The following is a 13,265-nucleotide window of genomic DNA, read 5'->3' on the forward strand; positions in this document are numbered from 1 at the left end:
ACCGATCACGGCCCGTTCAGGGCCTGGCGAAGATCCAGCCCCATCGGGGAATCCAGCGGTATCTCGCCGGCCGCCACCACGGCTCGGGTCAGCGGGCGCAATGCGCTGATTAACTCCTCACGTTCGGCGGCGGTCAGCGCGTCATAGGCCGGGGCCGCGAGCCGATCGGTCTGGTCCTCGATCTGAGCCTTGAGCCGGGCGCCGTGCGGGGTGAGTCCGTCGGATCCGGCCAGGCCCCTGTCTCGCAGGGCGGTGTGGAGCCGGGTCCACTCGTCATCGGTGAAATCGCGGGCGAGCTCATAGGTGCGGCGCGGGGCACCCGAGGCCGCGGCGTGAAACACATGCGACTCGCGGCCGCCGATGCCCGCGGCCAGAAGTGCCGCGATATGGCCGTCACCGCGGTGTTCCCGCAGCACCGTGGCGGCATGCCACAGCCTTGCCAGGGGCTGTTCGGGTACCGGCAGCGCATGGTTGGCAGCGCCCAGCACCCGGCCGGCAAGGGGCACCGCAGCCGCCGCCCGCGAGGCGAGTTCGGCCGCGCGCGCCACCGCGGGGCCCTCCGCCACCTCCGCGAGCTGGCGCCGCAGTGCAGCGACGGCACCGTGTTCGCGCGCCCGCAGCGCCGCCTCGGGTGGGGCGAAATCCCACGCGGCGGGCAACGCCTTGGCGACGCGCTCGTAGGCGAAGTTGTAGAACGCCGCATGCACCACATCGGCGCCGACCGCGCCCAGCGGCGCGGCGCGGCCCGCGAAGTAGCCCATCCAGAACCCGCGGTAGCCGGCGGCATCCAGTGCGGCCAGCGGCTCCGGTGCGAAATAGACCACCGCGTGCAACGGCTCCAGGAGGCGCCACAGGGCGCGGGCCTGCGTCAGCTCGGTCATCGACCCTCCTCACTCGGCGACGTGACCGACGTGGGAGCCGGCAGCTGGTAGCGGATGGCGATGCCCTCGATGAGCAGCTCGACCCGGCGTTCGAAAGCGTGCTCGGTGAACGGGTCGAGTCCGGCCTCGGCGATGGCGCGCAGCGTCGAATGCTCGCCGGCATCGGAGCGGTTCAGGGCGGCGAACAGGCGCGCGCGCCACGGATTGCCCTGGCGCGCGTGGACGTACTCGCGATGCGCTTCGCTGGCCGCACCCATCGCCACGTCGGTCACCGCGGAGTACACGTCGAGGCAATCACGTGGGGACAGCCCTTGGGCGCGCAGTGCTTCGAGAGCATGGCCTACGTAGTCCAGCTCTCCGTCGTACTCGGCGGCTCCGCTGATGAACTTCTCCAGCAGGGCGGGTTCGGCCGACAAGGCGGAGCGGATGAACGTGGCGTAGTCCCGCAACCACTGCGCCCAATCCCGATTGCCGTCGAAGCGGGGCGGCGACGCGGACCGCAGGGATTGGCTGGCAACGAGTTTCAACAGCTCGTCGTGATTCTTGACGTGGTGATAGAGCCCGGGAAGGCTCACGCCGAGGTGTTCGGCGACGCGGCGCATGGTGGCGTCCTGGGGGCCGATCTCCAGCACTGCCCGGGTGATCGCGTCGGTCCCGATCCGACGTGGCCGGCCGCGACGGGCGCCGCGGTGGTCAACCCGCACGGTAGGCATCCACGATGGGTTCCAGTTCGTCAGGAGTGGCCCCGTGCAAGATGACGCGGTCGGCTCCGTAGCTCAACTCGTCGCGGATCCGTTGGGCACATCGGGTCGGGGCCCCGGTGGCTGCCGGCTCGAGCCACTCGTCGGGAAGCAGGGTAGCGATGTGTTCGATCTGCTCTGCGGCGGCTTTGGCGTCGATGCCCCCGGCGATGGACTGCACGACACGATCCTGCCGAAAGCGTTGCAGGACTTCGGGGTCCCACTCATTGGTCGCGACCATGAGGTCACCGTAACCCTGCAGATAGGTCGCCAGCCGGGCGACCGTCTTCTTCAGGCGCAGCTCTTCGGGGAGATGATCGCCGACGGTGGCCAGACATGACCAGACCCGCACGCTGTCGGGGTCACGGCCGGCCCGTTCGGCGGCCTCTTTGACCGTGCGGACACTGCGTTGCAGAGTCTGCGGGGTGAAGTAGGTGTGCAGGATGACGTCGTCGAAGGCGCGCCCACCCAACGCCAGCGTCCTGGGGCCGAACGCGACCAGCGCAAGGCGGATGTCCTCCCGGAAATCTCCGTCGAGGTACAGCAGCGGGTACTGCCCGATGGGACCGTCGTGGTTGACGATCAGCTCGCCGCGCCACAGCCGCCGCATCACCGTCGCGAAGTCCTCCAGCTGGGCGGTGGTGACCTTGGGTATGCCGAATCCCGCGTAGATGGGGCCGATTCCACGACCGATGCCGAGGGTGAACCGGCCGCCGGACATCCGGTGCACGGTGGTGGCCCAGGACGCGGTGATCAGCGGGTGCCGGGTGTTGTGATTGGTTGCCGCCGTGGCGATCTGCATGCGTGACGTGACGGCGCATGCCGCACCGCTGAGCGAGGAGGCCTCTTTGATGTTCCACCGTTCAGAAAGGAACGCGGTGCCAAAACCCAGCTGCTCGCCGCGCTGCGCCTCGTGCACTAACGTTGCCGGCCCCTCGCCGCCGGCTCCGGCCATCAGGTAGTAGCCGAGTTCGTCGAACACGCGGGGCGCGGGTGCGGCACTGATCGGCCCGGGCATCAGTTGAGCTCCCCGATCAGCTGCAGGGTGTCGTGGTCGCGGATCGCCTGGGCGCCGCGGGCCAGCATCGTCAGCACCATGGTGTCGCCGCGCTCGGTGACGGCTGCGTAGGCAAAACCCAGCGCGGTCAGCAGCGGGGCCTGCAGCATGCCAAGCCGGTAGTCAGACCAGCACTGCGCGAAGGAATAGCCCGCAACCCCGTGCGCGATCAGGGCCGCGTGATAAGCCGCCACCAGGTCGCGTTCGTGTTCGCGTCGGCACCCGGGCAGCAGGCTGGTCGCCAGGAAGTAGGCCAGGTCTCGGGCCGGCAGCCCGACCGACAGGGTTTGCCAGTCGACGACGGTGACGGCTCCGGTCGTCGGATCGAACAGCAGGTTGTCGCATCGAAAATCGCCGTGCAACAAGCAGTAGCGTTCCTGCGCGGTCAGCAGCCACGGTTCGACGACGTCGCCGACGGACTGCAACGTGTCGCGGTCCGCTGGGTCCAGCCTCGACCCGAGCCGCTGCACGGTGATGTCGAGCGCCGAACGCGCGATCTGCCCCATGCCCGCGGCAAAGCCCGCATCTGCCATCGGCATGGTGGCCGCGGGAAAGTCCAGCCACGCCGGATCGCACCAGCGCGGCCCGTGCAGTCCGGCCAATGCCTGCACCGCCACACGGGCGGCGGCACGCTCGCAGCCGGCCATCTGGTCGCCCTGGACCGCCGGGGCCTGGTCGGCCATGACCAGGACGAAGTCGGCCCCGCCGTTGGCGATGGCGCAGTGGTACACCGTGGGCAGCGGCACGGCGACGGTGTTCGCGACGTGTTGGTAGAAGGCGTGCTCGGCGGCGTAACCCAACGCAACGCGCTGGCGTACCTCGGGATCCTGCGATGACAGTTTGACGACGACGGTGGCGGGCGCGTCGAGGGCTGGATCGTCATAACGGAGCGCCACCCGATACGTCGCACCGGTCTGGCCGGTTCCGACCGGGATCACGTCGGCGGCGGCCACCGGGCGCGCCAGCACCGCGGACAGCCACGACGCCGTGACGTCGCCGGGGCCGGCGGGCACGGGCAGCGGGGTGTTCACGCTGGCCTGGCAGTGCCGCAGTGGTGCATGAGCCCTCCCCGGTTCTGATACCAATTTTGATAATGAGTATCTAAATAGACGGGCGGGGTGTCAACGGCTTCCCTGGGCGCACGCATCGGCGCGGATACCCGCGCAACGGGATGCGCCGATGCGACACTGGGACGCGCACTGGCCCCCGACCAGAAGAGACAACGATGTGTACCGCGTGCGAGTGGGCACCGCATTTCGCCAAGTACGGCACCGTGACAACTCGCCGCACCGTGTTGCGGGCCACCGCGGCGTTGGCGATCGCCGGCGTGACGGCCAGCGCATGCTCGATGCCAGATCCTGAGCCACTCGCCGGAGATTCATCCCCCGCCGCCTCACCCGATCCGGCCGACTACGTATTCCACAATGGCCGGGTCTACACCGTGGTGGACGCCGCCCCGTGGGCGCAGGCCGTCGCCGTCACCGGCAACACGATCAGCTACGTGGGCGACACGGCCGGCGCCATGGCGCTCGCCGGGCCCGACACCACGATGATCGACCTCGACGGCCAACTGCTGATGCCCGGCTTCGTCGAGGGACACATCCACCCGTTCCTCGGGGCGTTTCTGAGCCACGGCGTCGACCTCCAATTGCCCACCGGCGCAGAGGCACTCGCCGCGATAGCCGACTACGCGGCGGCGAATCCGGACGGGCCGGTTCGCGGCTTCGGTTGGCGCATAGACATGTTCGGCCCGAACGGCCCGAATCGGCAGGACCTCGACGCCATACTGCCCGACCGTCCAGGCTTCTTCTTCGCCATCGATGGCCACAGCCTGTGGACCAACAGCAGGGCCCTCGAACTTGCCGGCGTCAACCGTGACACCAAGGACCCGGTACCTGGATTCAGCTATTACGCCCGTGATGAAGCCGGCGATCCCACCGGATACATCCTTGAGACCGATGCCGTGCTGAGCCTGGTCAACGCCATCGAGCCGATTAACCCCGCGGGCATGATGCGGCTCCTCGAGGGCTGGCTTCCGCAGGCCTCCGAAGCCGGCATCACCTCGGTCTTCGATGCCGGCGTTCCCCCGCTCGGCGGCAAGCAGGCCAACATCCTGGCGATCTACACGCACCTGGACGCCCAGGGCCGGCTGCCGTTCCGCGTCGTCGCCTCCCTTCTGGTCAAATCCCCTCCGGTCGATGACGTCGTGCAGAATTTTCTCGCCCTGCGCGATCGGATCTCCTCGAAGCTGGTCAGCGTCAACGTCGTCAAGATGATCGGCGACGGCACGCAGGGCGGCTACACGGCCTGGCTGATCGACCCCTATGCCGACAGACCGGACAGCACCGGCTCATCGCCGTTCACCGAAGACCAGTGGCGGCAGCTGATCTTCGACGTCGACGCGGCGGGTTTCGATGTGCACGTGCACGCGTGCGGCGAGCGCGCGGCTCGCACCGCGCTCGATGCGATCGGCGACGCGGTGGCCGCCAACCCGCAGCGCGATCGCCGGCACACCATCGCCCATCTGGTCTACGTGCAAGACCCCGACAGTCAGCGTTTCGGCGATCTGGATGTGATCGCCCAGTTCTCCGCCAACTGGATGTCCGCCGATCCCGACACCGTCACGAATATGGCGGCGCGCTATGGGCCACCGCGCCAAGACCTGCTGTATCGCATCCAGAACGTTCTGAAGTCTGGCGGTCGGGTTTCGCTGGGTACCGACTGGCCCGCGGCCGGCTACTACTCCACATACAGACCGCTCGATTCGATCCAGATCGCCGCCACCCGCCAGCTCGTGGGCGACCCGGAGGCCGCGGTGCTGGCACCGGCCGACCAGGTGCTGTCGGTGGCCGAGGCCGTGCACGCCAACACCATGGGTGCGGCCTATCAGATCCGGCTCGATGACACCGTCGGCTCGGTGGAAGTGGGCAAGCTGGCCGACCTGATCGTGCTGGACAAGAACATTCTGGAGATCGATCCGCATGACATCCACACCGCCCGCGTCACTTTGACGATGATGAACGGGCGTATCCGCCACCGGGTGTAGCTTCTGGCCGCTGGAGGCCTCTGGATACCGGATCGGTCGCAGGACCGTAACGGGCGGCAAACGGTTGTGTCTTGGTGTCATAAACTGCGGCTGAGAATTTGACCACCCGTGCTACTAATTCTTGGTGACCGACCTGCACCGATCGTCACCGATGCCGCCTGAGTGGAGCACTCCGGAGTCGGGTTCGCATCGGCAGTCGAATCCCTCAGGTGCCCACCGGAATCGAAGCGAAGCGGGCCGGCGCTCTCAACGGTACTACCCGATCTCGGAAATCCTGCACATCCCGGAACCGCCAGCGCCGCGCAAGCCCGCACCGGTCTCCGGCTGGCGCAGACTGGTCTACGCGGCCTCATTCCACGGCATCAATGCCGGCGAATCACGGCTCGAACAGCACTACCGTGTGTTGCGCGATCAGATCCGCCAGCACATGCACAGACACTTGGTCATCGGTGTGGTCTCCGGCAAAGGCGGGGTGGGCAAGACCACGCTGACCGCCTGTATCGGCGGCATATTTCGGGAATGCCGCTCGGACAACGTGGTTGCGGTGGACGCCGCACCGGGCTTTGGGACGCTAGCCGACCGGATCGACACCAGCTCACCCGACGGCTACGCCGACATCATCGCCAAGACGGCCGTGGCGGGCTACACCGATATCCGGGAACACCTCGGCCACAACAGCATCGGCTTGGATGTGCTGTCCGGCAATCAGACCTCCGACCAGCCTCGACCACTCATGCCGTCGATGCTGACCGAGGCGCTGACCCGGCTGCGCCGCACGCACCAGATCGTGCTGATCGATACGTCGGACAATCTGGATCATCCGGTGATGAAAGCGGTGTTCAACTCCTGTGACGCCCTGATCTTCGTGTCCGGGCTTACCGGCGACAGCTCCATGCCCGTCGCCCGTTCCATTGATCTGCTGCGTTCCATGGCCTACGACGACCTGTTGTCGCGGTCGATGGTCATTCTCAACAACAGCCGCAACCACACCAATCCGCACGTGCGCAGCTATCTCATCGATCTGTTCACCGAGGCCGAGATCCGGGCCGAATACATGCCCTACGATCCCTACCTCGCCAAAGGCGGCATCATCGACACCCAGAACGAGCTACGCCCGCAGAGCCGACTGCGGCTGTACGAGATTGCGGCGACGCTGGCGGAACAACATGTCCGCAAATCCGCGCGGCTGAACTGAACTCTGTGGAGCTAAGGGGAATCGAACCCCCGTGAAACTGAGACAAAATGCCCGCTGAACTGCGAAAACTAGCCGATGCTGTTACGCGGATCGACGTGGAGTTTCCTGGGGAAACCCCGTCAGATGTTGATGCCATCAACACCAGATCGGGCCACCATGTGGCATACGGCCCGACTTTGCTGACGGGCGGACTTACCATCACCGACATGCTCGACGACGACGCGACGCAGGCAGCACTCGGTTCTGACCAGCAGCCAACCATCGACCTGGGCGCATCTTCGAGGCCGGAGGAATCCGGACTGGCTTACAGCGACCACACCAGCAGCATCCCCGTCGTGGACTACGAGCCACCCCGCGGATTGCCTATATGGGTCGCCGCAGCGTTCTTGGTGATGGCGGCGCTCGCCGTCGCCGCCGCCACCTTCGTCCTTGGCCGGACAACAGCTCCCGCATCGGCGCCGACGACGGCGAGCCATGCTCCGGAGGCTCCGAGCGTGCCGGCCGGCCCGCGCTCCCCAGCACCACCGCCTATGAGCCCGTCGACAACCGGGGTGCTCCCGCCGCCGATGGTCGAGCAGCTCCCCGCTCAGCCGCCAACCATCGTTACTGTGACAACCCGGGCGATTCCCCAGATCGCATGCGACAGCCTTCGGCGCTACCACACGATGACCATGGACGACGTCGCCATGATCATGGTCGAAGATATGGCGCTGGGCATCGGCTACAGCGAGGCCAAGGCTCGGGTCAGCCAGGAAGTCAGCACATCGTGCCCAGAGCTCGCCCGCTGATACGCCGCACTCCAGTCCACGAAATGCGGTAATTTTCCGCCTGTGAAGAATCCGCTTCCGCTAGCTCTAACCGCGCTCGGGGCTCTGGCCATGGCGATAGCCACCTTCCTCCCGGCTTACGAATCCCGTCGGTTCCTCCGCATCGAAGGCAACACGCTCGTTCAGTCCGCCGACGGCTGGGTTCTGATCGCACTGGCCGTAGGCATCATCGTGTGCGCCTACAAAGCCGACAGCGGCGACAAGAACAATCGGCTCGCCGCCCGAATACTGCCGCTGCTCGGCGCAGGCTGGCTGCTGCTCATTTGGGCTAATAAGGATGCTCGCACCTTGTACCCCACCGGGCCAGAGGGTGAAATGATCAAGGACGCTCCCGGCGAAGTAGGCAGCCTAGGAATCGGCTTCTACCTAGCAGCCGTCGGCGTAGGCCTGGCTGCGACCGGAACGCGACTGCTATGGAACGCGACTAAACCCCCACGCGATGACTTCGACGACTTCGATGACGAGGATGCGGACGAAGACGAGCCAACTCCCCGCAGGGCATCTGGCGATCTGACCCCCAGGAACAAGGCGACCAGGAAAGCCGACGACGACGAGTAACGTCCTGGAACGATGAGGGTCAAAGTTGAGCTCTCATCGACCAACAGCGAACGCGCCCCCGACCGTCACGGTCGGGGGCGCGTTCGTGTGGTGAGTCTGCGCAGCGGGTCACCGCGGGCTGGCCACCATCCAAGTAGGTGCGCGGCGAGGTAGATGATGACGCCGCGGGTCAGCCACGGCTGGCGGCGGTGGTATCGGTCGGCCGCCGCGGACAGGGTTTCGCGGCTGCAGAGGTCCCACGCGGTGACGCCGGCACCGAGGGTGAGCCAGGCCCGGTCAGCTGGACGCATCACGTGCTGCCTGTGCCCGGCCGGCGTGCCACTGCCGCGCGAACTCCAGCAGGGAGACGTGCTGCGGGACTTCGCGGACGATGACGTCCCGGTCGGCGCTGGACTGCCACGCGATGTCTGCTGTCCGGTGCCAGTCGACGTCGTAATCCAGGTAGGCGTCGGTGAGCTCGCGTCGGTTCATCTCTCGATCGAGCGACCCGGACAGGCCCTCGACCTGGCGCAGGAGATCTTGGGTGTAGGCGTCAGAGTCGCGCAGCCTGCGCAGCCACGCGATCTCGCGGGCCTGTTCCTCGATGGTGGTGCCGCGGCGGTCGCACTCTGCAGTCAGGTCGGCGACCTGCTTGGTCAGTGCGCCCTCGCGCGCGGCCTTGGCCATGCGAGACTCGCGGGCAGCTGTCCACCGGCGCCCGATCGGGCCCAAGGCCTTTGCGACGGGAGCGAACTGCTCAGCGGCCATCCGGAGTGCGGCGTATCCGCCGCCGCCGAATGCGAGCGGGAGCAGTAGGCTCGGCGGCCAGCTCAGGTGGTCGACGAGGTGGGGCAATTCATCCACGTGCAGCGTCCCAGCGCAGCCACGCCATCACGGTGAGCACCACGTTGAGGACGGCCTGGCCGAGGACGTAGAGGGTACCGACGCGCAGTTCATCACCGGCAATGTTGTGGAGGAAGGTGACGAACTCGCCGACTCCGATCGCCAAGAACACTCCGGCCAGCAGCGCGTGGCCGAGGATGGTCAGCGGCCAGCGGTGAACGAGGTAACCACCGACTGCGAGGCTGACGCAGAAGAGCAGCAGGGCACCCCATACGTGGATAGGCAGCGCGGATTCGGTGAACGACAGAGCGGCCTCGTCTTGTGGGAGTACGAGGTAGTCGGTGCCGTTGATCATCGCGCAGGCAAGGGACGTCACGGCGAGGGTCAGGACGACACGCGGGCCGATCGCGGCGTAAGGCGGCCACAGCGATGTCAGCGTGGTCACGCTCCCAGCTCGTTTCCATCGTCGGGCTTGGCATGTCGACCCGTCGACAGCGTCGCCAGCGCTTCCCGCGTGGTGACGTCGCCGGGGACGGCATCGCGGATGCCGGCGCCGCCGATGAGACCGAACAGGACGATGAGGCCAGACAGGAGGGCCGTGGACAGGGTTCCGTACCACGGAACGTCGTGCAGGCTCCCCGCCTGAGTGTTCGCGAGGACACTGCTGGCCGTGGCCGCCGCGGTGCTCACGGAGATGGCGAAGGAACGCTTCCAGAATCGCAGGGTGTACAGCTCGGCCTCGGATTCGGATTCGGTGCTCATCGTTTAGAGTTCCTTTCGAGTAGCGGCGAAAGTCGCTGGTCAGTGGGGGCCTGGCAGTCGTGCGCGTTTAGAGCTGGTTTCGAGTAGCCATCGCCTAGTCATTGCCTAGTCGGATTAGGTTTTAGGCGTTCACGCCGACGACGTGAAAGAAAACGGGCCGAACCTTTAAATATCGGCGCGACATTGAAGGTTTCTCACCATCACGCCGCGACGGCCGCCGTGAGCCGTTCCCGTGCCCAATCCAGTCCACCGCTGATGTCGTACGGGGAGTAGTGCGGGTTGCGGTCACCGGTGGCCAGGAACCCGACGCCGGACACGATGGCCCAGAAGGCGCCGGTCACGTAGTCGAGGGGAACGGTGAATGCTGCTGCGATCTGGGCGCAGATCGAGAACGGGTCGGAGAACAGGTCTCCGCGGGCAACGGCCTGATAGATCGACGACTTGATCCGCCCATCCACGCCGGGCTCGTTGTCGGCGAAGATGTCGCCTTTGCGGTAGACGTCCATCTGCGGCCGCGCCAACTGGATTCCCAGCTTGTCGAAGCGGATCGCTGGATCGAGGCCAGCGTTTACGGCAGGGCCAGCCTGCCCGCGAGACCACGGCGCCACCGAACCTGCCGAGCGGGTCGGATTGCCGTAGGACAGGCGCCCAACACAGTCCGCGGCCCGCCACGCGAGTTCGCATCCCGGCTGTAGGTAGTTGAGTTCGAAGTCGGTGGCGATGATGCTGCCCTGCGAGAAGTCCCCGAGCATCCACTTCGTACCTGCTGGGAAATGCACCCCGTCGTCTTGCACGGTCTGGCTGAGGCGGCGGACAAGGTCGAGCTCACCGGAGCGGTTGTCGAACGGGATCGCACCGTTGTTGTAGCCGGTGGGCCGGTGGATGCACCTGCCTTCGCGCTCGAGGATCGTCGCGGTGTCGGCGACCGGGCCCCGCCACATGTCCGACAGGTGGCCCTCGACGGTGAAGAACAGCGGCAGATTCTTCGGTGCTGGCTTGTAGAACCCGCTCCTGACTTGCGACGCCCAGTCGAAGATCCCGGTGACGGGCAACCCGTAGCGGCGCTGCATCTCAGCCACGACATCCGCGGTGGCCTGATCGTAGGTACCGGTCGCGACGAGATGGCCCGCGTAGCTGGCGAACTTGCCGGCCAGGAACTTCTGGATCTCGGCGACCTTCGGCGCGACGTCACCGAGACCCCAACCGAGCCAGTCACCGGCCGCGTTTCGCATCAGGCGGGCTTCCATCCGCGCTTGCCAGCGTTCTCCTCGCCGGTCGCCGCGTCGACGAGCACCGCGAGGGCCTCAATCGGCGTGCGCCAGCCGAGCATCTCCCAGCGGCCAAGCAACTGCCGGTGAACATCGGTGAGCTGATCAGGCTGTTCCACGGGTACCTCCGGGGTAGTCGATGGGTTGAGGAAGTTGTTCACGCGGCGCAGGAACTCGGCCATGGGGAAGCCGTCGCCGGGGTCGGTGTGGCCGCCGCCGCGCCGGCCGAAGTCGCGGTGCCCGACAATGCCTTTCGGCAGGATCGGCCAGCCGGACTTGCCGCCGTCACCCGCGTAGACCGCGGGGATGCCGAACTGCTTGCACGCCGCCGCCGCCGCACGCGCGCCGCGGGTCAACATCGCGTCCTCGTTGAGCCCGTCGGAGGCGTCGGTCTCCAACCACTTGCCGGCGATCCACTCAGAGAACGACCCGGCAAAGCAGATGTGCAGCGCGAGGCCGTTGGCCTCCCCGGCCGACCAGGGCGCCTCGATCACCGGGACGATCTCGATGGTGTCCTTGTCGTCGACCGCGAGGTTGTACGACACCGGGTTCGTCGGCTGCGAGATCCGGCTGTTGTTGCAGAACGACGCCAGGTTGACCGCCGTCGATCGCGACTGCTGGGTGTGCACGCCGATGTAGAGGGTCTGCGCCCGGGGCCCGCTGCTGTTGCCGGTGCATTTCGCGCAGGTGCTCGGGTTGAAGCCGTGCATCACCTTCGTGATGCCGTAGTCGAACGCGGGCAAGTCGGGCACGGGCGTCTCCTTCGGTGGTGGTTGACCGGGCTCCCGCGCGCCGGCGAGCCGCGGCATGACGTCCTGCTTGGCCAACGGGTTGTAGGCGTAGGGCATATCGGCGACGTGCAGGTGCGGCGCAACCCCGCCGTTGGTGCTGCTGTCGGGGTTGATGTGGCCGATGCGCTGCCCGGCCGTGACGTGGTCACCGTCTGCGACCTCGCGGATGATGTGCCCGTATTCCAGGCAGCCGCCGCCCTGCTCGGTCGAGCTGTCGATGACCAGCCACCCGGCTGGGTCTGGTCCTCCGTAGCCCTGCGCGGCGCCGGCGAAGAGCACCGTGCCGGCCTGGATGGCGTAGACCGGCTTTCCGGCGCTGCCGCCAGGCCAGCCGAAGTCGACACCGGTGTGGATGTCTCCGTCGCGCGGCCCGAACGGTGAGGTGATGATCCGGCCGGACTCGAGGGGCCAGAAGCGTGCCGGGCGATCAGCCATCGAAGCCTCCAAGGTCGGCTAGGGAGCAGTCACCCCAGTGCACGAGGGCATAAGAAAGGCCCGCCATGATGGCGAGCCCGAAGATGGTCAGTGCCGCTGCGACTTTCACGGTTCAGACCCATTCCAGGTGGGTGTGACCATTGCCGCCGGCGCCGCTGTAGGAGGCGGAGCTGTTGGTGCCTGACGAGCCGCCGCCACCGCCGCCGGGGTAGCCGCCTTTGCCGCCGGGTGAGCTGCCGAAGCCGGACCGCACACCGGCGCCGCCACCTCCCGAGCCGGGTGTCACGGTTCCGCTGCCGCCCCAGCCTGTTCCCGCCTTGCCGGGGCTCGTTGATGTGTTGCCGCCGCGTGCACCGCCGGCCCCGCCGGAGCCCGCTTTGCCGCTGCCGCCGCTGCCGCCGCTGCCGTACAGCAGGCCGGTGCTGTCCACTGATCCGCCCATGCCGCCACCGCCGGTGCCGTTGGGATTGTTCGTCGGGCTCTCACCGTTGGGTGAGATGGCCTTCCCCGAGTCGGTCCCGGGCCCGCCGGGATACCAGGTGCCGGTGACCCCGGTGAGGGTCGCGGTGGCGACGTCCGCGGCGTCTTGCACGCTGGCTGTTCCCCCGCCGGGGCCGCGTCCGCCACCATTGGCGAGCAGGACAACGCTGCCGGAGGCGAACCGGGAGAATCCCCCGGCGTTCCCGTGGTAGATCGTCCCGGTGTTACTCGGTGCGATCGCTGCGGCGCCACCGGCGCCGGTCGTGACGCTGTAGGTCGAGCCCAGCAGCTCAGCGGTGATGAAGATCCGCGGAATGTAGGCGCCGCCGCCGCCGCCGCCACCGCCGCCGCTGCTGTTGGAAATCGCCACCCCGGCGCCGATGGCCGCCGCACCGACCAGCAG

General features: G+C 67.2%; 14 protein-coding genes and 1 pseudogene. 4 read left to right on the forward strand and 11 right to left on the reverse strand.

From position 1 onward, the window contains the following. Window positions 1–5: 5 nt before the first annotated feature. Genes BST15_RS15760 through BST15_RS15775 form a run of 4 tightly spaced genes read right to left on the reverse strand, consistent with a single transcriptional unit; the run spans window position 6 to window position 3,709 of the window. Complete coding sequence (locus tag BST15_RS15760) at window positions 6–881, reverse strand: SCO6745 family protein (RefSeq protein WP_046189940.1); 876 nt, start codon at window positions 879–881, stop codon at window positions 6–8. Further along, window positions 878–1,585: a TetR/AcrR family transcriptional regulator gene (locus BST15_RS15765; protein ID WP_052734820.1), complete on the reverse strand. Its 708-nt coding sequence runs from the start codon at window positions 1,583–1,585 to the stop codon at window positions 878–880. The genes BST15_RS15760 and BST15_RS15765 overlap by 4 nt, the downstream gene beginning before the upstream one ends. Then, window positions 1,575–2,639 carry a TIGR03857 family LLM class F420-dependent oxidoreductase gene (locus tag BST15_RS15770; RefSeq protein ID WP_046189938.1) on the reverse strand — a complete coding sequence of 355 codons (1,065 nt, stop codon included), beginning with the start codon at window positions 2,637–2,639 and terminating at the stop codon, window positions 1,575–1,577. The genes BST15_RS15765 and BST15_RS15770 overlap by 11 nt, the downstream gene beginning before the upstream one ends. Then, complete coding sequence (locus BST15_RS15775) at window positions 2,639–3,709, reverse strand: phosphotransferase family protein (RefSeq protein ID WP_046189937.1); 1,071 nt, start codon at window positions 3,707–3,709, stop codon at window positions 2,639–2,641. The genes BST15_RS15770 and BST15_RS15775 overlap by 1 nt, the downstream gene beginning before the upstream one ends. Before the next feature lie 194 nt (window positions 3,710–3,903). On the opposite strand from BST15_RS15775, the gene BST15_RS15780 reads away from it, so the two are divergent. From BST15_RS15780 to BST15_RS15795, 4 genes are all read left to right on the forward strand, one after another. Further along, on the forward strand, window positions 3,904–5,724 hold the full coding sequence (locus BST15_RS15780) for an amidohydrolase (protein ID WP_046189936.1): 1,821 nt from the start codon (window positions 3,904–3,906) through the stop codon (window positions 5,722–5,724). Window positions 5,725–5,875: 151 nt separating this feature from the next. Continuing rightward, window positions 5,876–6,919 carry a MinD/ParA family ATP-binding protein gene (locus tag BST15_RS15785; RefSeq protein WP_109370646.1) on the forward strand — a complete coding sequence of 348 codons (1,044 nt, stop codon included), beginning with the start codon at window positions 5,876–5,878 and terminating at the stop codon, window positions 6,917–6,919. A gap of 47 nt (window positions 6,920–6,966) precedes the next feature. Beyond that, window positions 6,967–7,707 carry a hypothetical protein gene (locus BST15_RS15790; RefSeq protein ID WP_131701160.1) on the forward strand — a complete coding sequence of 247 codons (741 nt, stop codon included), beginning with the start codon at window positions 6,967–6,969 and terminating at the stop codon, window positions 7,705–7,707. 42 nt (window positions 7,708–7,749) lie between these two features. Then, window positions 7,750–8,304, forward strand: coding sequence for a hypothetical protein (locus BST15_RS15795; protein WP_131701159.1), 555 nt, complete (start codon window positions 7,750–7,752; stop codon window positions 8,302–8,304). Between the two features lie 65 nt (window positions 8,305–8,369). On the opposite strand, the gene BST15_RS21810 is transcribed toward BST15_RS15795, so the two are convergent. The 7 genes and pseudogenes from BST15_RS21810 to BST15_RS22155 all read right to left on the reverse strand — a co-directional run. Beyond that, window positions 8,370–8,594, reverse strand: coding sequence for a DUF7427 family protein (locus BST15_RS21810; protein WP_131701158.1), 225 nt, complete (start codon window positions 8,592–8,594; stop codon window positions 8,370–8,372). Then, window positions 8,581–9,147 carry a hypothetical protein gene (locus BST15_RS15800; protein ID WP_046189933.1) on the reverse strand — a complete coding sequence of 189 codons (567 nt, stop codon included), beginning with the start codon at window positions 9,145–9,147 and terminating at the stop codon, window positions 8,581–8,583. Before BST15_RS15800 ends, BST15_RS21810 begins: the two co-directional genes overlap by 14 nt. Further along, entirely contained in the window at window positions 9,140–9,571 is a 432-nt protein-coding gene (locus BST15_RS15805) for a hypothetical protein (RefSeq protein WP_046189932.1), read from the reverse strand. The genes BST15_RS15800 and BST15_RS15805 overlap by 8 nt, the downstream gene beginning before the upstream one ends. Continuing rightward, window positions 9,568–9,888, reverse strand: coding sequence for a hypothetical protein (locus BST15_RS15810; RefSeq protein WP_046189931.1), 321 nt, complete (start codon window positions 9,886–9,888; stop codon window positions 9,568–9,570). The genes BST15_RS15805 and BST15_RS15810 overlap by 4 nt, the downstream gene beginning before the upstream one ends. Before the next feature lie 200 nt (window positions 9,889–10,088). After that, the gene (locus BST15_RS15815; RefSeq protein ID WP_046189949.1) at window positions 10,089–11,120 is read right to left on the reverse strand and encodes a peptidoglycan-binding domain-containing protein; all 1,032 of its coding nucleotides are present in this window, start codon (window positions 11,118–11,120) and stop codon (window positions 10,089–10,091) included. Next, the gene (locus tag BST15_RS15820; RefSeq protein WP_083071048.1) at window positions 11,120–12,382 is read right to left on the reverse strand and encodes an N-acetylmuramoyl-L-alanine amidase; all 1,263 of its coding nucleotides are present in this window, start codon (window positions 12,380–12,382) and stop codon (window positions 11,120–11,122) included. Before BST15_RS15820 ends, BST15_RS15815 begins: the two co-directional genes overlap by 1 nt. Before the next feature lie 112 nt (window positions 12,383–12,494). Beyond that, window positions 12,495–13,265 (reverse strand): annotated as a pseudogene (locus BST15_RS22155) (hypothetical protein); the annotation flags it as partial.

This window comes from Mycolicibacter arupensis, from assembly GCF_002086515.1.
In the GTDB taxonomy this organism is placed as follows: domain Bacteria; phylum Actinomycetota; class Actinomycetes; order Mycobacteriales; family Mycobacteriaceae; genus Mycobacterium; species Mycobacterium arupense.